The organism is Flavobacterium panici (assembly GCF_024499525.1).
GTDB classification, from domain to species: Bacteria; Bacteroidota; Bacteroidia; order Flavobacteriales; family Flavobacteriaceae; genus Flavobacterium; species Flavobacterium panici.
The window spans coordinates 3384537-3406762 of the sequence record NZ_CP100437.1; the positions used below are offsets into that span (position 1 = coordinate 3384537).

At 35.5% G+C, this 22226-nt stretch carries 14 protein-coding genes and 1 pseudogene; 9 read left to right on the top strand and 6 right to left on the bottom strand.

Features of this window, described 5'->3' with window-relative positions:
* Positions 1-163: 163 nt before the first annotated feature.
* From NLJ00_RS14440 to NLJ00_RS14450, 3 genes are all read left to right on the top strand, one after another.
* Complete coding sequence (locus NLJ00_RS14440; RefSeq protein WP_256634265.1) at positions 164-2746, top strand: zinc-dependent metalloprotease; 2583 nt, start codon at positions 164-166, stop codon at positions 2744-2746.
* A 23-nt stretch (positions 2747-2769) separates the two neighbouring features.
* Positions 2770-5208, top strand: a complete 2439-nt coding sequence (locus NLJ00_RS14445; RefSeq protein WP_256634266.1) for a zinc-dependent metalloprotease — start codon at positions 2770-2772, stop codon at positions 5206-5208.
* A gap of 885 nt (positions 5209-6093) precedes the next feature.
* The gene (locus tag NLJ00_RS14450; protein WP_256634267.1) at positions 6094-7335 is read left to right on the top strand and encodes a glycoside hydrolase; all 1242 of its coding nucleotides are present in this window, start codon (positions 6094-6096) and stop codon (positions 7333-7335) included.
* Positions 7336-8101: 766 nt separating this feature from the next.
* On the opposite strand, the gene NLJ00_RS14455 is transcribed toward NLJ00_RS14450, so the two are convergent.
* The 6 genes from NLJ00_RS14455 to NLJ00_RS14480 all read right to left on the bottom strand — a co-directional run bounded on the left by NLJ00_RS14455 (position 8102) and on the right by NLJ00_RS14480 (position 13467).
* A complete protein-coding gene (locus NLJ00_RS14455) occupies positions 8102-8449 on the bottom strand; it encodes a hypothetical protein (RefSeq protein ID WP_256634268.1) in 348 nt (115 codons plus the stop codon).
* Positions 8450-8911: 462 nt separating this feature from the next.
* Positions 8912-9913: an alpha/beta fold hydrolase gene (locus NLJ00_RS14460; protein ID WP_256634269.1), complete on the bottom strand. Its 1002-nt coding sequence runs from the start codon at positions 9911-9913 to the stop codon at positions 8912-8914.
* Between the two features lie 188 nt (positions 9914-10101).
* Positions 10102-10899, bottom strand: coding sequence for a hypothetical protein (locus NLJ00_RS14465; RefSeq protein ID WP_256634270.1), 798 nt, complete (start codon positions 10897-10899; stop codon positions 10102-10104).
* 172 nt (positions 10900-11071) lie between these two features.
* Positions 11072-11659 (bottom strand): hypothetical protein, encoded by a 588-nt coding sequence (locus NLJ00_RS14470; RefSeq protein ID WP_256634271.1) that lies wholly within the window; start codon positions 11657-11659, stop codon positions 11072-11074.
* 115 nt (positions 11660-11774) lie between these two features.
* Positions 11775-12440: a hypothetical protein gene (locus NLJ00_RS14475; RefSeq protein ID WP_256634272.1), complete on the bottom strand. Its 666-nt coding sequence runs from the start codon at positions 12438-12440 to the stop codon at positions 11775-11777.
* Between the two features lie 151 nt (positions 12441-12591).
* Positions 12592-13467, bottom strand: a complete 876-nt coding sequence (locus NLJ00_RS14480) for a helix-turn-helix domain-containing protein (RefSeq protein WP_256634273.1) — start codon at positions 13465-13467, stop codon at positions 12592-12594.
* 1273 nt (positions 13468-14740) lie between these two features.
* Here NLJ00_RS14480 and NLJ00_RS14485 point away from each other — a divergent pair.
* The 6 genes and pseudogenes from NLJ00_RS14485 (at position 14741) to NLJ00_RS14505 (ending at position 21643) form a co-directional block, all read left to right on the top strand.
* A complete protein-coding gene (locus tag NLJ00_RS14485) occupies positions 14741-15532 on the top strand; it encodes a histidine kinase (RefSeq protein ID WP_256634274.1) in 792 nt (263 codons plus the stop codon).
* Positions 15533-15576: 44 nt separating this feature from the next.
* Entirely contained in the window at positions 15577-15831 is a 255-nt protein-coding gene (locus NLJ00_RS14490; RefSeq protein WP_256634275.1) for an ATP-binding protein, read from the top strand.
* 711 nt (positions 15832-16542) lie between these two features.
* A pseudogene (locus NLJ00_RS25110) lies at positions 16543-16628 on the top strand (IS6-like element ISPmar1 family transposase); the annotation flags it as partial.
* 848 nt (positions 16629-17476) lie between these two features.
* Positions 17477-19918, top strand: coding sequence for a glycosyl hydrolase 115 family protein (locus NLJ00_RS14495; RefSeq protein WP_256634276.1), 2442 nt, complete (start codon positions 17477-17479; stop codon positions 19916-19918).
* 32 nt (positions 19919-19950) lie between these two features.
* Positions 19951-20454 (top strand): hypothetical protein, encoded by a 504-nt coding sequence (locus tag NLJ00_RS14500; RefSeq protein ID WP_256634277.1) that lies wholly within the window; start codon positions 19951-19953, stop codon positions 20452-20454.
* A gap of 184 nt (positions 20455-20638) precedes the next feature.
* Positions 20639-21643, top strand: a complete 1005-nt coding sequence (locus NLJ00_RS14505) for a glycoside hydrolase family 43 protein (RefSeq protein ID WP_256634278.1) — start codon at positions 20639-20641, stop codon at positions 21641-21643.
* The last annotated feature ends 583 nt before the right edge of the window (positions 21644-22226 follow it).

A 22226-nucleotide genomic window follows, 5' to 3' on the forward strand; every position in this document is an offset into this window, starting at 1 on the left:
TAAAAAACAATAGACTTAATAAGTTTTAAACCATTATATAGCATTTTCATTAGTTCTATATAATGGTTATCAAAAATATCCCTGCAGGCAGTTTACTAACTTCAAATAAAACCAATATTCTGGTATTGTTATCTTATGACTTAACTGCTCAAAATAAATTAATATGAAAAAAAATAAAATTTACCAGACATTTCTGGTGATACTGCTGTGTTTTGTAGGAATTAATATTTCTTTTTCGCAAAATGATGTAGAGAAAAGTAAAAAAAACAAAAAAGGAAAAAATGAAATAAAGTCTGATTCAATACAAGATTTTAATAAACCACAGCCTTATGGTAAGGTTATAACATCAGATGCCAAGTTTTTTAAAGGTGTATTTGTTGTGGCTAAAGTTAAAGATAAGTACTTTTTTGAAATTCCAAATGAAATTTTAGACCGTGATTTTCAGGTAACCAGCCGCATTGGAAAAGGACCTGCCATATTTATGAAAACAGCTGCAGGAAATTCCGGACGACTGTTAGAAAGTACACAGATTCGATTTACAAAAGCTCCCAATGATAAAATTTTTGTAAAACGTTTTGTTTATGATGAAATAGCGACAGACAGTACAGATAACGGACTTTATAAAGCCCTGACATTAAATAACCTGCAGCCCGTTATGTCTGCTTTTAATATCAAAGCTTACGGCAAAAACTCAATAGTTATTGATGTAACCGATTATATTAATAGTGATTTAGCCATTTTTACAGGAAACCTAAAAGAAATTTTTCAGGCGACATCATTTATCGCAGATAATTCTTATGTAACTACTATAGAGGCACTTCCAGCAAGTGTAGAAGTACACAGTATAAAAACCTATGAAGGTCAAGGCAAGTTAAATTTAACTACAGAGGTAAATACTTCCTTTTTAATACTTCCTAAGGAAACCATGCGCTTTCGCTATTCTGATGAAAGAGTGGGGTACACTGCCTTTTTGAGAACAGATTTAGATCAGGATCCTCAAAGGATTAAAAAAGTAGAAATAATTAACAGATGGCGTTTAGAACCAAAACCTGAGGATAGAGAGCGATATGCAAAAGGCGAACTTGTAGAACCCCAAAAACCTATTGTTTTTTACATTAACCCTACAACACCAAAAAAATGGGTTCCTTATATTATAAGAGCTGTAAACGATTGGCAGCCTGCATTTGAAAAAGCAGGTTTTAAAAATGCAATTTATGCAAAAGAAACAACCATTGCCGACAGCCTCTGGAATGCCAAAAATGGAGGTTTAAATACCATCAATTATGCTGCTAACATGTCAAACGACATACTACATAGTTTAGTATCAGATCCACGAAGTGGTGAGATTTTGCAGGCAAACATTCAAATCAACCACAATGTGTTATATGCTTTGTATAATACCTATTTTGTAATGGCAGCATCCGTTGATAAAAGAGCCCAGAAAAGCGAATACAGTGATGATTTGATGGGAGAACTTTTGCGCATTGAGCTTACTTCGCATGTAGGAAACTGTCTAGGTCTTTTGAAAAATGCAGGTGCTGCATCAACAATTCCCACAGCAAAACTTAGGGATAAACAATGGACTGAAAAATATGGAATTAGCCCTTCGATTATGCAAAATACATTATTTAATTATGTAGCTCAACCAGAAGATAATATTTCACAAAAGGGACTGTTTTCACGAATTGGTGCCTACGATAAATTTGCTATTGCCTGGGGATATAAAATACATCCCGAAATAAATGATTTAATTCAAGAACGAACCTACCTTCGCAGGATGATTACTGACAGTTTGAAGTCAAATCCTCAATTGTACTACGGTATTCAACTTAAACCAGAGGAAACCCCAACAGATCCCCGAAACCTGCCAAACAGCTTAGGAGATGATGTTGTTGAGTCAAGCAAATTAGGTATTAAAAACTTGAAAATCATACTTCCTAATCTGCCAAAATGGACCTTAAAAGAGAACGAATTATACTTACCTAACAGCGGTCAGATTAATGTTAATCTTGGTTATATTTTCAGTCAATATAATGTTTATCTAGAAAATGCATCTAATATTCTTGGAACCTACTATTATAATCCTCATGATGCAGAATCAACTCAAAGAGTGTATAGCTGTGTGTCATTAGCATTGCAAAAGAAAGCGATGGCATTTTTAAAAGAAGAGTTATTTAGCAATGAGCCAAAATGGCTTGCTCCAAAAGCGGTAACTAATTTAGCTACAGACATGCCTTACACTAATGATGTGTATACAATTGGGACAAATGTATTGGCTCAAAATATGCTGGAAATAAAAAAATTAAAGAGAATAAATGCTATTGCAGAGCGTTTTGGAGCAGAAAACACCTATAGTTTAGTTTCTTATTTTAATGATCTTGATTCAGGAATCTGGACAGAACTTAATACGGCTCAAAAAGTAAGCAGTTATCACATGGTGCTGCAAAAAATGTATTTGACAACTGTAAATACAATTATTGATACTCCTCGTGATATTTCAAACACGGTTGTTATTGGTATTGCACGAGGGCATATTATCGATTTAAAGCAAAAAGTAATGCATTCTTTAAAGCTTGCCACAGATAAAAAATCAAAAAGCCATTATTTGGATATTTTATCTCAAATTAATACAATGTTAAATCCTAAAAGAGCTATTCCTCTACCGCTTATACCAGCTAATCCAAATGACAAAAAGAACATCCAGTTAGGTTTAGACTGCTGGAGTGGTAAGTCTTTTGAATATTAAGTAAATTTTGAAAAAAAAACATTATGCTGCACAAAAATATTTTATATGCGCTTTTATTACTGTTGCCATTTTTATCAAAGGCACAGTTAATTCCGCCTCCAGCTTCCAATTTGCCTAATAATATTGTGGCTGAGCCTGTCCCTTTTGATAAACTGATTACTGCTGAGGCAAAAAGTATTCCAGGGATGATAAATATTTATACGCTCAAGGATCGTTATTATTTCGAAATTAAAGATTCCATTTTGGAACGTCCCGTAATGATGATAAATCGTATTGTAAAATCATCTGCTGCCATAGATAAAATTAAAGAAGGTTATGGTGGTGAGGAACTTGGGGACAATACAATCATTTTTAAAAAAGGACATGGAAAAAAGATTTATCTAACAGAATATAGAGGCAATGACCGATCCATCGATTCAACAAAAAATGGATTAAAAAGACAACTGGATCAAAATAATACGCCAGCTATTTTATTGTCTTTTGATGTGAAGGCTTACGGAGCTGAAAATAAATCAGCAATTATTGATGTTACCGATTTTATATCAGGGAACAGCCGTTTGATTTCGGGATTTAGCTTTAGCGAAAAGCCTTTTCAGGCTGATAAATCATATGTTGCTAAAATTCAGTCTTTTCCCCTTAATACGGAAATACAAGCATATAAAACCTATGGTGTGGGAACAAAAGACAGTACCATGTCGGTTATTTTAAATACGTCATTTTTACTACTTCCAAAACAGGTTATGAGAGAACGTAATTTTGATCCAAGAGTGGGATATTTTACCCCTTTTAATTTTGATTATGATAAAAATTCTGCCTTTGCATCCATGCAGCTTAAGATTTCACGTTGGAGAATGGAACCTAAACCAGAGGATATAGAAAAATACAAACGAGGTGAACTGGTAGAACCAATCAAGCCCATTATATTTTATATTGATCCCGCTACACCAAAACAATGGGTTCCCTTTTTAATTGCTGGAGTAAATGACTGGCAGGTAGCTTTTGAACAAGCAGGCTTTAAAAATGCAATCAAAGCGGTTGAAGTGCCAGAAAATGACACTACCTGGGATATGAATGATGCCCGTTACAGTGTTATTGTTTACAAACCATCTCTTATGGCTAATGCTGCGGGACCCTCTACTTTTGATAAGAGAAGCGGAGAAATATTAGCATCCCATGTAAGCTGGTATCATAATGTAATGACCCTTTTGCACGATTGGTATCTTATGCAGGCTGGTGCCATTGATGAAAAGGCACAACATCAAGAGTTTAGCACAGAATTAATGGGACAATTAATCCGATTTGTATCCTCGCATGAAATTGGACATACATTAGGTCTATCACATAATTTTGGTTCTTCATCAACAGTTCCGGTAGAAAAACTTCGTGATAAAAAATGGGTAGAAGAAAACGGTCATACTCCTTCTATCATGGACTATGCACGATTTAATTATGTGGCACAGCCCGAAGATAATATCTCCGAAGCTGGAATTTTTCCTAGAATAGGAGATTATGATAAATGGGCAATAGAATATGGTTATCGCCTTTATCCAGAAATTGAAAATAGAGAAGAAGAGGAAAAATTGCTTTTTAATAAAATTACAGCAACATTAAAATCAAATCCGAGATTATATTTTGGGGCACAAGAATTATTCTTAGGCCTGACAGATCCTCGCCGTCAAAGTGAAGATTTAAGTGATAATGTAATGGTGGCCAATACTTACGGCATAAAAAACCTTAAGAGGATATTGGATAATCTGCCAAAATGGTCAGAAATGCCTACAGATCAATTTGGTGACAGATCTGGTAACGGTCTAAGAAGAAATTATTCTGCTTTTCTAAATCAGCTGTCTATCTATCACATGCATGTTGTTAACACAATTGGCAAGGGATATTCAACATATGTATCTGTAAATGATACGACAAAAGTATTTAGTCTTGTTCCGAAAAGCAAGCAGCATGAAGCTGTACTTTACTTAAACAAACAGGTCTTTTCTCCAGAAGCCGAATGGATTGAGCCAACTGCAATTATGGATCAGGTTTGGATACCGATAAATGGGCAGTTAAAAAAGTTTGTTGCTGATGAAATGTTGAATAATGTATTAGCAATTCAAAAATTGATGAACCTAGAAAAAGCGGCTTTGGTATATGGTGAGAAAACCTATTCTGTCGAGGATTTGTTTACCGATTTGGACAAAGGTGTATGGAACGAATTGTCGTCTGGTACAATTGTAAGTAATTTTCATATCGGTCTACAGCAACAGTATGTGTCGATTTTATTAAAAAACCTATCACAACCTTCAGTAGCTACTATAACACTCAGCGGAGTTATCAGAGAACATATGTTTTCATTGAAAAATAGAATAAAAGCAATATTACCAAAGATTAAAGATCAGGCGACCAGATATCATTATAATGATATTTTACTCCAGATAGCTTCCATTGAAGAGGAAAATATCAACTAAAAAAAGATATAATTTTTTGGGTTTTCATTGTTTTAAATTTTTTGAATTAGTAAAAAAGAAATATTACTTGTAGCTGCAGAGAACCCTAAAGAGCTGCCTTTCGGGCAGCTCTTTTTAATTGTTGAGTAACTTCTATTATAATGTAGAAAGCATACACTAAGGTAAGTAATAAGAATAATTCACAAAAGTAAGAAACTTTATCGGTGACGATTTAGTTTTATTTATCAATAATTTTAAAGTCTCCTCCACTGCTGTCTGTGTAAATTTAAGAAGGTTAACTGTAAATCTCTTTGAGATATTATTTATCAATAATTATTGTTGCTGTAGGCCCTATAAGATTTAGCCTGTAAGTAATAAAACATACGCTTTTATCAACTGTAAGTTTATGTTTAATAATAAAAAAAAACATTTTTTATTATTAATTATCTGATAAATAAATAATACGGGTATTTAGCTTACAATTCGTAAATCGTAAATGAAAATGAAATCACGCAACCGATTGTATAAAAAGTTCTGTTATATTTGTTTAGGCAATAATTAACAAGCACAAAATAAGAACAGGCATGTTAAAAATACATCACCAAACTCGTGATAGTACTTGTTTTTGGTGGAAGTATTTATTCAGGAAACTGTGCACTAATGAATCACCATGGAGAATGTTGGCGGATAAATGGTCTTTTTAAAAATGTGTGAATTAACATTGTGAGGTTGTTTTCTATAGAGATATAAATTACTGGCACCTTATAAAGAAGAAACCAATTCTACTGCCGCTTTAAATGAGTTTACAAATTATTCATCTTTTCATATCATAATATAGCTATGATGATAGAAATTTATGGCAGCTTAGTTAATAAATATTAATAACTAAATATAAATAATTGCCCCATGAAAAAAAATCTATTTCGTCTTTTCGCTGTAGGAATGCTGACTGCAGGATGTTCAACAAGCGAGCTTGACAATGTTGACCAGGAGTTGACTAAAACTAACAGCCAAAAGTCCGTTTTAGCGGTACAAGGAACCGCCACAATTGATGCTTCGACGTTACAGCAAACCATTAAAGGTTACGGCGGAGCCAATATCGTTGCCTGGACAGGAGATCTGACAAGTTCTCAACGGAACACAGCATTTTCTCCTACAAATGGTATAGGAATGAGCATTGTCCGCGTTCGTGTACCTAATTCTAGTTCTGAATTTGCAGCTGAAAAACCTACTATTGATGCCTGTAAATCTTACGGGGGCTCCGCAATCGCAACGTCATGGTCTGCACCTGCTTCCATGAAAACTAATGGAAGTATAGTCGGAGGTAAAATTAGTACTGCATCATATTCGGCATATGCAGCTCATTTAAGTGCGTTTAATAGTGCGGTTGGAGGACTTGCAGCCATTAGTCCTACTAACGAGCCAGATTATCAGGTACCATATGAGTCTATGGAGCTAACGGCATCAGAAGTAGCTGAGTTCGTCGCAGCGCAAGGCAGCAATTGCGGAGCCCCTATTATGGCGCCAGAGCCCTTCCAGATGAATCAGGCATATATTAATACTTACCTGAGTAATGCAACTGCAAAATCAAAGACCAGCTTTGTTTGCGGCCATATTTATGGCCGGACTCCCTATAATCTTGGGAATATCGGCAAACCTGTTTGGATGACCGAGCATTACACCAATTCCACTATAAGTGGTGATAACTGGGCAAATGCAATGATTGCAGCAAAGGAAATTCATGATTGTATGAATGCTGGATGGAGCGCATATGTATGGTGGTACATAAGGAGGAGCTACGGTCCCATTAGTGAAAGTGGAAATATCCAAAAGGTAGGATATGTTATGGCACAATACGCCCGATATGTTCGTCCAGGATATACTAAAATATCCTGTACCGCTAATCCAGCAGCAGGAGTATATGTGACCGCATACAAAAGTGGAAATAAATTAGTCCTGGTTATTATAAACCAAAATACCTCAGTAACTTATCAAACTTTTGGCTATACCGGCATAACTGTTAGTGGCTTTAATAGGTATTTTACGACTAGTTCTACAAATCTGGGGTCGAGCAGTTTTACCGTTTCAGGCGGAAGCTTTGGAATTAACCTAGAGGCTTCCAGTGTAACTACTTTGGTATCATATTAGTCATCGGTTACTTAGATATGTTAGCCGCGATTTATTAGAATAATGTATCAATCATGCGATTTTTTAAAATTTAAACACATTGATAATCATTATTTATTAAGTGAAATTTTCTTTAAAGGGATGAGTGTTGTACTCATCCCTTTTTTAGGGTTTTAAATGCTTTAAAGAATCAATAAAATGGAATATAGCTCATTCGGACCTAGGTTTAGTCTTGTATTTGAAAAGTTTACCAGGTATTAGAAATTTGTATATTTGATTATTGTAAATGAATATAAAAACTTTTGGAATGTTGATTTTACTACGTTTTTTAAAGGAATAAAGTTTTTTTTAATTGAGGGTTCTGGAATTTATGGGAAAATCGGAAATTGTTTATAAGTGAAATGTGATACATGTGGTAATCCTTAGTATATAAAACTTCAGCGCCTTGTACAGCGGATCGATTTATGGAATACAATATTCTGTTTATAATCAGAATAATAATTTTGGCAATATCTTTCTCAAACTGCATTTACTGAGAGTATGGATTGTTGAAAATATAGTTCGAATTCCGTAATGGATATCTGGATAATCAATCATGAATGGCGTATTGCCCGACTTGTATCTGTCTAAACCTTAATAAAAAAACAAATTACAATCCTAATTCTCACTACATGCACATAAAAAAATATTAATAAGAAAAGCATGAAGCTCATACTGATGGTTCTTCTTTTTATATTTAAATTTCGAATCATTACATCGCCCTTAGAGAATCTATTTTTCATAATATTTACCAAGTATTTTGTAAAACGATTTCTCCAACTGATTCGTTTTTATTTCCAATTTTTTTTATGATGCTGTACCTCGTATAATTTTCAACTGTGATTTCAATAAGATAAGTTTCTGAGTTAAGGTTTTTTATTAAAAATTCTCCATTATCATCTCTGACTTTAAAATCTTGGATTATTTTTTTTTGATTTGTAAAAGTATTAAGTTCGAAAACCTTAATCGAAAATGATTCAATAGGGCTAAATCCACTATCTACAATCCTTCCCCAGATGGTAAAAGTTTCCTTCAGTGGTTGAGCAGCAAAAAGAGGCATAGAAAGAAAGATAATTAAAAGTATTCTTTTTATCATAATATCATAGGGATTAAAACAGTTAATAAAGAGTTTTTATAAGAGAGCGAAACTCTATGGTTAGAGATTAAGTAATGGTTTATTTTTTATAATTATCTTAATGATTTAAAAGTCTTTCCTACTGCTAACCGTTGTAAAATAGCACTTATTTTGCCAGGTGTTCGATTGTTGAGTTTTTCGGCTATCAGTGCAGGATGGGTTGCATTGTTTATGTATGCTTTAACATTTGTGCTGCAATCAATAATTTTATTGTAAACCAATCATCAATAAATTTTAATTCGATTTTATTATTGGTTTTGCGATCCCATAAATATAAAAAGTTGTGAGTTTCAAAATGATCAATGTTGGATCTTAAGGAAAAAAGATAAAAATATTTGAATCGAACACTTTTTACTTTATAGTTTTGTAAGTTTCAATTTGTAGCATCGCATCCCTTGATGCAGTCCTTGTTAGGGGTCTTAATTATTGTGGAACTATTATTGCTTTAATCATATCATTGATGGCGTTTTCAATAACTTTTGGCTGTTCCTGGTTTACATAATGTCCACTTTTGGGAATCAGGATTTGTTTACTGTTTGTGGAAAGGAGTAAAAAATCCTTTTGCATCAAAGACCAAGCATTTATCATTTCATATTTTAATTTACCGTATTTAATAAAGGAATCATAGCGTTTTTCATCTGCGGCGGTCAATACGTACAAAGGTATATCACCAAAAGAATTTATTTTTGATGCTTCCTTCTTGATTGAACGCATCTGATCTTGCTCTTCCAACACACCATCAGCGCTCTTGTAAAGTAAAGCAGGCATGATTGCATTTTGATGTTGGTATTGTTTAACTTTTGGAAACATGTTTTTGAACATTAATCTGGCCAGTCCAAAATTATTGGCGAACTTCAAAAATCCTCCTGGCAGCCCTTGATTGACCATTTCAAATAGTTCGGGAGATAAATATTTTTCGTCATTAGGACATTGACTATCCACTAATATTACACCAGCTACATCTTCAGGATATTTGTTGACGAAAAATCGGACAAGTGTACCTCCAAATGAATGCCCCACAAGAATATAGGGTTTTGGAACGTTGGTTTTTTCCAGCAAAAGATGTAACTCTTTAGCAATCTCTTCACCTGATTTTGGGTTACGTCCCCTTTCGCTCCATAGAATTCCTGCCCTGTCATATGAAAGACTTGTGTAAGAGGTTGGTAATTCTTGTTGAATATGGTACCATTGCAGGTGTCCGGCAGGATCAAATGCAGTTTCAAATACAACCGTTGGGCCCCCATTTCCTTTTTTAAAATAATGGAGGTGATGATCTTCAACTTCTGCAAAGCTGCCATCGGGATTAATTTTTTCAGCATCATTTCGGGATATCCTTTCAAACACAAATCCAACAAAAAGTAATAGTACCATCAATGTAATTAAGCCTAAGCCTATTCGTTTTGAGTATTTTATAAAATTTTTCATAGTTTTTATTACCAAAGACATTTATATTTCATTTTAGTTACACTTTGAGGTATGTTTTGCAGATATATTTGACTAAAACATAGTATTTAATTTTATTGCACCATCATTTCTGCCGCATACTACATTTACAAAAAAATGCTTCTAAAACTAGATCTCACTTGCTTCTGCCACTGTAATATTCTACTTTCTCAATTTCTGAATGCTGAGATTTTAAAATTAGAAACCAAGACCTTAGCCTCATTTTTATATTGCCATGGAGCGGTTATAAAGAAGTTTTTAGCTGCTCCAGGACTAAATAAAACGGTATCGGCCAATTTTGTGTTGTTCAGATATACAGTCATGGTGTCCTTATCAATAAATAATGCAACATGCAAAGGCTGGTTAAGGTCCTGAGCAAGATCATAGGTGGTATTGACAAATTTCTGTGGATTGCTGCTGCCGATATTGACCATATTGGCGTCATAATAATGCAGTTCTACATATGAGCCCGCATTGCTGGTATACTCACTGGCACTATTATCTGTTGCAAATCCAAAGGACAGGGGCGAAATATCGGTAATCTTATCTCCTAATGCCAGTATGTCAAATTCTACTGTAAAACGCTTGGGATACTTGAGCGCCTTGGAAAACTTGAAGGTTGCCTTGTCCTGCAAGACCATCCATTTCCCTTTCTGTTGCTCTACACTGGCCACAATAGCGGCGCCGTTTGTCTTAAAACTCCCGGCGGTTGCACCGGTGTTGTATTTGGAGAAATTCTCATCAAAGATCAGTGTATCTCCTTGGTGAAAATTAGAAGGAGCAGAGATAGTCCGTGCGGGATTTTTAAGACTTGCTGTAGATCTTTTGTTATTTGCTTCTTTTTCGATTACTTCCCCGGCCTTATCCTTTGCTTTTTGCAGCAGGCCATCGAGCTGAGCACTGGCAGAACTTCCGGTCAATAAAACAATTACAATAAGCAGTTTTATAATCAATTTATGTTTTAGCATAATTATAGGTTTGATGTTAGTAAATACATTGTGAGCTAAACAATTATTAATATTAGTGTAATTCTACCTTAACAAATCTCGTTAAATTCCTTACTTCAAGAATTCTTCAATTCCATCGAGATGGTATTAGCATTTTTTTCTGTGAATAATTAGACTGCCCTGTATGGCATTTTTATGGGGTTACCAACTGATCATAAGGAAGATTAAATGAACCATTAGTGATTGTCCTGGTTTCTCCTTGCTGGTTTTGAAGTGTTCCGGCCATTGTTCCTTTAATACCTTCCTTGCTGATCGCTTCGATAGTTACTTTAAATGGTGAGTCATGCCAGGATGTATTATACACATTGGTCCCCTCTGAAGTCTGTATAGCATAGCGCACTATCAAACGCTTATCTGTGGGACTAATATAAGATCCCGGTGCAATATTCCCGCCGTTATACCATATCTCAAAATCAAGAGAAGCAGGCAATGGTCCACTGCCCGAATATGAAGTTTCATCAGCGCCAACTACGACATGCTCCCATATATTATCAGTACCGCCATCGCCTTGAAATTTTGCGGAGTAGTAATTGATCTCACGCCCATCAATGGTGGCCTTAAAATAATACTCAGATGTATTGCCACCCCCTTGGTCATTGGAACAGGCGGAAAAACTCAAAACAATCAGTGCCGGCAATAGAATAGTATGAAAGATTTTTAAACTTTTTAGAGCAGTTGCTGACCTCAGCAATAAAACGTTGTTCATGATTGATTTTCTCATAACTGTAAATTTTATTTATAGATTAGAATACAAAGTTGGCAGATGGATCCGCCAAAAGAAATCCCGATTTTTTACAAGAGTGGGAAATTCTATGGGTAAGGATTTAGTAATGGTTTTATTTTTTGTAATTTATCTTAATGATTTTAAAATCTCCTCCGCTGCTATCTGCTGTAAATAAACCTATTTTTCCTGGGTTTGGATCGTTGAGCTTTTCCACTATTAGCGAAGGCAGGGGTGCATTGTTAATGTACGTTTTAACATTTGTCTTTTCAATTACTAATTTCATTGTAAACCAGTCATTCGGGTCTGGTGGATCGATGATTTCTTTTTCAAAAACCGCATTTTTTTCTTTTCTTAATTTTTCCCAAGTAAAATCGGGATGAGAAATATATTGCACAGCATGAATTCTGCGAACAAAGTCCTTGGCAAAAAAATTGAAAGGGCGACAATAAACAGCATCATAATGAAGATCATCTACACCATGAAAGGCAATTCCAATAAAACTTCGTTGGAAAACGTCCTTTCCGCGCATTTCAATTTCAATTGTGCCATTTTTAAAGTCCCGAGCAGGCAGCCATAGAATACCTTCCTTTTTACTTTCCAATATTTTTAGATAAGCTCCACTATCACTCGAGACGATTTTGATCTCTCTATTTACAGATTTCAGTTTTCCTTTTTTATACAAAGTAGCCAGTTCAATGGTTTGTTGTCTCTGCCCCAATAGGGAGAAGGGTAGCAAGATCAAAATAAAGAGATATCTAAATTTGGTTTGCTTTTTCATGGAACGGCTATTTTAAATTATCTAATAGTTTAAATGATTCCTGCTGAGAATAGACCATATTGACTAGTGATTTCGATAAGCATGATTGTCTTCTAATAAAAATATTCTCAGCTACAAATATACCCTGCATGTAAAGAAAATAAATTACCAGTTAGATAACAGAACTACCATTTTGATAAGCATTTCTAAATTCTTTTGGTGAGATTCCTGTCTGCGCCCTGAAGAAACGTGTTAAATGATTTGCATGGGAGAATTGCAATAGATATGAAATTTCATTTATATTCAGCTTCGTATAAGATAGCAGAGATTTTATTTCAAAGAGAATAAATTCATTTACCATTTCAGAAACGGTAACCCCGAACTGCTTTTTGATGCATTTATTTAGTGTTACTCTGCTAATACCCAACTGTTGCGCGTAATAGTCAATGTTTCTTATTTTACGGACTTCATTTTGTAAAATCTCTTTAAACATAAATGCAATGCTGTTATTTTCTGTTTCTGAAGACAAAAGATAATGCTCTGCATAGGCTCGATTGAGTTTGATTAATATAAAGTACAACAGTGCTCTTATTATATGTTCGCTATCTGATCTAAATGTTTTTATCTCATTGAGCAGTTCCTGAATTATATTGGCTAACTGTGAAAAGAAATCATCATTAACCTTTAAATAGAGCGGTTTGGTTTTGTTGTAGAAAAACTGCAGCCTGAAAGAGAAGAGTTTATCCGAGAAGAAATTAGACAGAAAGCTATCCTGGAAAAACAGGAAATAACATTCAACTTCAGTCTTGTCCAAAAACCATCTTCTTTTTTGAAATGGAGAAATAAAAACAACTGTATTATCTGAAATTTCTATTCTTTGCTGATCAAGTTCTAAATAGCCGTTTCCTTTAGAAAAAAATATAAGTTCATAAAAATCTGTATGATGAAGCTCACTTTCAAAAAAATAATATGGAATGTCTTTATAACTTCCTATATCAATTAGGAGCTCAACATTGTATTTATTTTTTAAGAATTGAAATGTCTTCATTGTTAACGTATTTTTCGCATTATTTAGATGCCGATATATATAAATTCGGAGAAAGTTGACAACTTTGATTTTGACAGCAAAGGATCGACACAAATCCAATAGAAGTTGGTAAAAATAGTTATTTAAATCAAGTTTGGCTATAGGAATTGGCATTAGAAATCAATAGGTGCTATTAAGCAACATCCTCAAAGTTTCTTTTTGAAGAAGTTAAACAATCATTATCGAAGGTAAGGATTAGTAAATTATTTTCTTTTTTATGTAATTGCTTTCAGCTACTTAAATTTAAAGTTTTAATATTCAAATTTAAGTCCTAATAAAGTCTTAATGAGGATTAGAACATTTTACAGGGTCTTAAATATGAAATTATTTGGAGAGTTTAAGCTCTATCAAGAAAGACAAAAAAACGATTGCTTGCGTGCAGCTATTTCTCATTAAGTTTCGAACCTAAACTTGTCAAGCTTATATAATAATTGATTTCTATTTCTTTTAAACTTCAGTGTGCTATGATTCTTCGACAAAACTAAAAAAATCTTTAAGGTGCTAAATAACTTTATTGAGGTCAAAATTCTTGATTTTGTTTCTTTTTATTTTTAATATATTTATTGCACAGTTTGGCATTGCACTACTAATTTAGCTACTAAAACGCCCTAGTCGGTGAAGCTTAAAGAATTGTTTTAATTAAGGTGCAATCCCATCATAATTATACATCTTTGGACAATACTTGCCTTAAAACTTATCTGTATATAGGTATCGTTTTTAGCTGCAAATAGATTAGTATAAACATCAGGCTGGTTTAAGTCATTCAAAGATTTCTCCATTCATTTATTTGGGAACGTTATTTTCATCTGAAAATATGCTGACTTTCCAGAGAGTTTGTATGTTAATTTAATGTTTGTAAAAAACAACAGCCATCTGCTGTACCATCATACATCTAAGTAAAGGACGTATTTTCACTGTCGTGCAGTCCTTGTCATTAAGAGTCATACATAGAATATACTTCTTTTACTTCTTTAAGGCCTTTCTTAGAAACTTCTTTGATACTCAGTATGTGTCTGACCTGTATCTTATACCAATAGAGATATGAAAATGAAGAAACAACCTAGGCAAAATTTAATGCTGGTAAATACTAAAGCAAAATTTAAACAAGGAGTAAATGTCAAAAAAAAGATCTTATAGTATTTAATTTACCGCTGTATTTTAATGAAATAATAATTCTAAATTCCACATATCTCCATAAATTTTGCCTAAGTTTATCCCGCTTAAAACGCACAATATGTTTAGAAGTAAAGACTTTGAAATATCAAAGATAGGGCTAAAGAAACTGGTTAATTTTTTACCGTATCCCCTTGTAATCTGGGAAATGAAACAAGGTACGGATCTGAATCTTTTTTTTAATAACAGGTTTGTAAACCAGATTGGATATACTTTAAAGAATTGCAGTACCAGAATGGATCTCCTTATACTGCTTTACCCTGATGAAAATTATCGAAATGAGATTCTTCTGAAGTGGAGAAACCAGGAAGAAAAGATTAGGAAAAAAGGCAACGGATCAATAAAAATGAAGGTACATCTCTGCTGCAAATCAGGAGAGAAGAGATGGTTTGAAATTAAAGCCTCGATAGTAAATGATCTGTATATCGTAGCGTATGTTGATATTAACAGCGATGTGATGCTGCAGGAAAAATTAAAAAAAACAAACTTTCAAAATGACATGATGCTTTCGATCGTAGGGCATGATCTTCGCAGTCCTGTTGCCAACTTAATAGCTGTTTCCTCGATGGCGGAAAATACCGATATATCAAAACAGGAGTATGTGTCAATGATAAGGATGATCCGTGAAGAGTCATTTGAAGTCTTGGAGCTGCTTGACACTACTTTTAACTGGGCAAGGCAGAATTTTAATACTATTGCTCAAAAGCCTGTAGAGATTGATTTTAATGCCTTGCTAATGGGAGTATTAAAGAGCTGCAGGTCTTCTTATGAAAATAAAAACATAACCATCACAACAGAATTGGAAAAACTCTGCGGTGTCCAGAATGATTTAGAGACTTTACTGTTATTGTAAGAAATATTATTGCCAATGCAATTAAGTTTACGCCAAAGAATGGTTTGATTTCCATTTCATCCAAAGAACAGGAACTTATCATCAGTGATAATGGCATTGGCATGCAGGCATCAAGGCTGGAGAAAATACTCGATCAGGATTATGTATCGAGCAGAGGGACTGAAAATGAAAAAGGGATAGGAGTGGGACTTCAGCTTGTTTTTAACTTGGCAGCAAAAAATAACTGCAGGATCAAGATTGAAAGTAAAGAAGCTAAAGGTACTACAGTCAGAATTATATTTGATATCATAAGGACATGATTCATTATGGGTTTTCCTGAACTTTCGTACAATATAGAATGCCGTAAATATTTATATAAACCTCAGGTTTTATATTTTATAGATTAAAAACGAACAAAGAACCGATTGTTGATTTATTTTTGTGTTACATGTTCTCGCCTTTAGTCTTTTTAGCTTAATTTGAGTATGGTTTAAAAGCACAATCAGCTCCAGGTAGTTTTCGAAAATTTTCAACAGATTGTATGCGAAAAAATTTGGAAAGATTGCAACACGAGGAAGCTCACTTCGTACAAATGAATATAAATCTTTAATCATTAAACAATTCTTTTACAAAATAAACGATATGAGTTGATACAATCCCAGGACTATAAAAATGTTTATTTACATTTTATTTTTTCAAAAATAATTTTTAATTGATTCACTGCTGAGCTTGAAGTAGTCGGTTCTGTTGCATTTGGAATACTTTCATCTTTGGTCTTTCAAAACTAAATAAAAATGAATACTAAGTCATTGTTGTCCAAAATCTATTATTCTTTGGGCAGTTTTTTAAATTAAGATTTACAATTTGTTACTATGAAGTTGAAGCAATAATGAAGATTAGGGGGAGTGATTGTGGATCAGGCCATAACTGCAGGCCAGCAAAAGTTATAAACATGATAAAAGCGCTTCTAACTATTGCAGCGAGCAAAGTATGAAAGAGTTCATTAATAAAAGATTAGAATACGATAGTGCAAATATCTCAAGAATATAGTTGAACAGGATCATCGTTTTATCAAGTGCCGCATACAAACGGATTAGGTTTTAAAAGTTTTCAATCGGTCAGGCGAACATTACGTCACCGCGGGGACCTGCACTTTCAATAGTGTATAAAAGCAAAAAAAATAGTGTTTATTTTATGCTGTGCAGCTACAATAGGACTTTTATAAGCCGGTTCATGAACATTACAGTCTGTACCATGGTTTCCAAAAAAAATCGTCAGCAATTCTTGAACGGTTAATATGACGGATGCAACTAGGTTTTTCTGTCGTCAAAATGCAGTGCAGGAATCTCTGAACTGTCGCGGAACGTCAGGCAGTGAAAAAAAGCTCTTTAAATTTAGAGAGTATTCGGAGAACTGCCTGAAAAAAATCTCAAGAGATTATTTAGTTTTTTAACAGACTTACGTTGAAAGCAATGTGCTTGCATCAGAGTGATCATGCTGATAAAAACTCTCAGATATATTTACAACGAGAGCTAAATAATTGTCGAGACGCAGTCCGTTATAATCGGTAAACAGTCTGTTTTTATCTTGAAGCGGCCTCTTATCTTGTGTATGGATGTGTTAAAATGTGTCCCGATCCTGCCACAAGACTTGGACTGGGGAAATCTTTAAAAACAACCTTTACTATTTGTGGCAGAAAAGGTATCCCTCTATTTTCAATTGGTGCATCAGCATGCCTGATATAGCCATAATTGAAATTCACTAAAAATTATTAAGCAACCGATTGCGGAAAAATTGTTATTTCTTTATATTTGTAATAAACACACTTATAGTTCTAAGGCTTATTTTTACTTCTGATTCAGGTTTAATGTTGATTTATAAGCATTATTCTTATAGTTTTTGAGATTCAAATAGAGGTTATAAATCAAAAACACGATCAAAATTAATGTAAAAAATATTTAATTCATGATGCAATTCCACTTGAAATATTATAAAGTAGCAGTATTGTTTTTAGTAATGGCTATAAATACAAAGGGGCAGTCCAATCAAAAAAAAGAGTGGAAGATATCACCAGCCTATGTTGTAAACGAAGTCCAGCCCAAGGCTTTTACAATAGCTTCAAATGGCGTTTCAGCTTCAATTTACATAGACCCGTATGATTGGAAAGGAGTGAATCGCGCAGCTAAAGATCTTGCTGACGATATTGGAAAAGTAACGGGAACAGCTTCCCGTGTTTTTGAAAATACTACGCTGGCAAAGAATAGTATTGTTATAGGGACCATAGGTAGAAGCCGCATACTTGATCGATTAATTGCATCTAAAAAATTGGATGTTTCATCTATTAAAGGACAATGGGAATCCTTTTTAATCCAGACAATAGACGGACAGCTGGTGGTTGCGGGCAGCGATAAGCGGGGGACTATTTACGGGATATATGATATTTCAGAAAAAATAGGTGTGTCTCCATGGTATTTCTGGGCCGATGTTCCGATAAAAAAGGCAGCAGCTCTTTACGTAAAACAAGGCAGGTATATTCAGGATTCGCCAAAAGTAAAATACCGTGGCATATTCATCAATGATGAGGAGCCTTCATTTGGGCAGTGGGCAAGAAATGCTTATGGGGGAATCAATTCAAAAATGTACGCCAATATTTTCGAATTGCTCTTGCGCCTAAAAGCCAATTATCTATGGCCTGCCATGTGGGGCAAATCCTTTAATGAGGATGATCCTCTTAATCCTTTAATTGCCGATGAATATGGAATAGTGATGGGAACGTCACACCATGAGCCCATGATGCGTTCACAAAAAGAATATACCAACAGGAAAGAACAGATAGGGGAATGGAACTACGCCACCAATAAAAAAAATATAGATCAGTTTTTTCTGGAAGGGCTGCAGCGCAATAAAAATTTTGACAACCTCATTACCATCGGGATGCGCGGTGAGGGTGATGTAGCAATGGGAGAAGGCAATGATCTGGAAAATATCAAAACACTGCAGAATGTTGTTCGGGGACAGCGGGAAATCATGGAGAAAGTATATATGGACAATCCTGCAAAGCATCCCCAGCTGTGGGCCATATTCACTGAAGTGCAGCGCTATTACGATGCGGGATTAACAGTGCCTGATGATGTGACGCTTTTGTTTTGTGATAACAACTGGGGATATATCCGCCGCACGATGCCCGAGAAGGAAAAAAACAGAAAAGGAGGGGCAGGGCTCTACTATCACATTGATATGAACGGCGGTCCCTGGAATGACCGCTGGATCAACACCACCACGATCCCGAAATTACAGCAGCAGTTTCATCTGGCATACGAGTCCGGCTTGGATAGAATATGGATTGTAAATGTAGGGGATCTTAAGCCCAAAGAGCTTCCCATTGATTTTATTATGCGCTTTGCCTGGAACCCCGATGCAATTCCGGCTGACAAGACCTTGGCCTATACGGTTGATTGGGCAGCGAGGATATTTGGAAAAGAGCATGCAGAACAGATTGCGGATATCGTGTCAAAATATGCTAAGTACAACCTTTGGCGTAAGCCCGAAGCGCAGGTGTCCAATATTTTCAGTATTGTGAATCACCATGAATCTGACCGCGTTTTGAAACTATGGAAAGATTTGGTAGAAAAAGCAGAATCGCTTCAGTCAAAGATACCTGCCCAAGCGCGGGATGCCTACTATCAACTGGTTTTATATCCTGCAAAGGCTTCTGCCGGAGTGGCTGAAATTTATCTGGCAGCCGATAAAAACAGGCTTTATGCAAAACAGGGAAGGGTAAGTGCAAATGATTATTACAAAAGAGCTCATGAGCTCTTTGAACGGGATCAGAAGCTGAGCGCTTTTTATAACGACTCCATAGCAGGGGGAAAATGGAAAAACATGATGAGTGATATTCATATCGGCTATAAAATGTGGTCAATGCCCACAGCCAATACACTTCCTGAGATGAAAGAAATCAAGCCATTGCCTGAGCCTTCGATGGGTGTAGCCCTTGAAGGAAGTGAATTGTCTTGGCCGGATGCAGCCCAAAAAGCGGCATTGCCCTTATTTGACGCTCTGGCTAAACCAAGTTATTATATAGATGTGTTCAACCGCAGTATAGGAGCTTTTGAATTTGAAGCCAAAGCAGATAAGCCATGGGTCAAATTAAGCCGGAATAAGGGTCTTGTTGAAAAAGAAAGCCGTCTTGAGGTGAATATAGACTGGGATATTTTGTCTGTTGGAACCTCAGAGGCTGTAATTGAAATTAAACAGGGGAAAAAAATAGTGTTGGTGCATATTACAGCTATAAAAGATGTAATACCTAAAATTAATGAGCCCTATTTTGGAAGTTTAGCCGGTGAGTTTTCCATACCGTCTGATAAATACAATGCCAATATACCAGGTGATAAGCTAAATGGGTAGTGCTGCCGGATTTGGGCAGGTCTGATGCCTGTATGGGAATTGATCCTGTAACGGCACCAAGTGCCACTATTGAATCAGCTCCCAGATTGGAGTATAAAGTATTCCTTCCCAAAAAAGGTAAAGCCAAATTCTGCCTGGGCATTCTCCCTGTTCAGGATATTAATCCTGAAAGGGGGCTTAGAATGGCAGTGTCACTGGACAATCAAACCCCGCAGATCCTGGATGCCCGCAAAGGCCTGGTAGACACTTTTGGTGAGTATACTCCTTCGAATTTAGCGCATTCAAAAGTTTTAAAACCACTTCCGACCCTAAGCATGGATATTGATTTTATCGGCAATGGAAAACTGCGCCGCAATGAGGTTTTTGATAACCTGCGATGGCTGGATATAGAACTTGACACAGAGCAGCCGGGCATTCATACCTTAAAGGTTTTTATGATTGATCCCGAAATTGTGCTGGAGAAAATTGTAGTGAATCCTGATAACAGCCACACCAGCTATTTTGGCGCAGTCCCCATACAGCATAATTCAAAATAGCACAGGTCTTTGTAAAAACTGCCTGATCAATTAAAGAATATTAAAGAGTAATAAAAACATTATGAGAAACCACCTTTTTTTATTTATTTCCATTTTTTCTTCTGCCATTTTTGCCCAAACCGGTACTTCCGGCAAAGAAATTAAAACAGGCACAGCATCAAAAGTATTTAAATATACCAATCCTATGACCCGGGACTCTGTTCTTTCCATGCGTGATTATATGATTGTAAAATCAGAGGGTAAGTGGTACGCAACAGGTACATCAAATCCTGTATGGACAGGACTTAATCCCGGTGTAAAACTTTTGGTTTCCGATGATTTGGTAAACTGGAAATTTCATTCCTATCTCATTGATGCTGCCAAACTGCCCAAGGACTGCCCTTACAATGGCCGTTTCTGGGCACCTGAGATCCATTTGATCCAGAATAAATACTGGCTGACGGTAAACAGCGGCAAGGTAACCAAGGAAGACCCTAAAGGGATGAGCACACACAGTATCTGGCTTTTTTCATCCGATAAAGTTACGGGGCCGTATCAATTGGTCAACGGACCGCTGACCAGCCAGTATAATAATGATTCCACACTCTTTGAGGATGATAATGGAGAAACTTATCTGTACTGCAGCGGCAACGGGCTTTTTCAGGCAAAAATTGATTTAAAATCAGGTAAGTTAACCACACCCATTGAGAAGTTTCTGGATAAAAAACAGCCCGGTTATCCCGAGTGGATGATTGGCGGAATTGAAGGGCCTTATGTGATTAAAAAAGAAGGGACTTATTTTATGTTTTTCTCTACCTGGACACGAGGATATGAGGTTGGTCTTTTAAAATCTAACTCACCGCTTGGTCCGTGGGAATTAGTTTCTCAGGAACCGATATTTGGTACCCGAAAAAAAGGCTATCGTCCCGAGATGGCCGTAAGTGGAGGTTACGATCATCTGCAGTTTACAGATACTCAGGACCCTTATCAAGAAACCGGACATAACGCCCTGTTTGAAGGGCCGGATGGGAATTTATGGACTTCATGTCATTATTTTATGTATGAAAAAAGACCTTATCCGTACAGTCAGAGCTTTGAGTCATGGGAGAAGTTTCCCCAGATGGGAATTGAGCCCGTACAATATGCCAATGGCAGATTCTATATTAATCCCCCAACCTGGACAGAACAAATTATAAATCTTAAAAATTAAAAATATGCGAAAAGCCTGTTTATAAATTTTTATTATCCTTGACGGGCTTTTTTACTACTGGTTGTACAGCTAAAATTATGATACGCCCAAGTTCTGAGGTTCGATTTTTCGGAAAGTATGAAGATGGTATGGAAGCAGGTCCACAAGAGACTCCGCAGCTGTTGAAGGAGTTATTTCGGAGGACACACTTAGAGGTAAGTTAAGCATAGAAGCTACGGAGGCGGGGTTAAAATTGCCCCTGTGATTTTTCTTCGTAGCAGCAAAAAACTGATTCTGGGAAATGGTGTTACCTATATGGGAATTGTATATTACACAGCGGAGGTTCCAATAGAATTTAATGATTCAGGTTTTGTATTTAAGGAAATAGCAAAACCGATATAAAGAGAGCCAGTAATACTTTATTCTGAAACCAAATTTATTTTTAAATGTTAATTTTTTAATCGGCTTTTATATAGATAACTTAATTACTTATAAAACAGCTGCCAATAAAATGATTTAAATTATAAATTCTTCAAAAATAAGATACTTCCAAAATAGATTTAGTTTGGCGTTTTTTTTTACATCTGTTTTATCTAATTCAAGA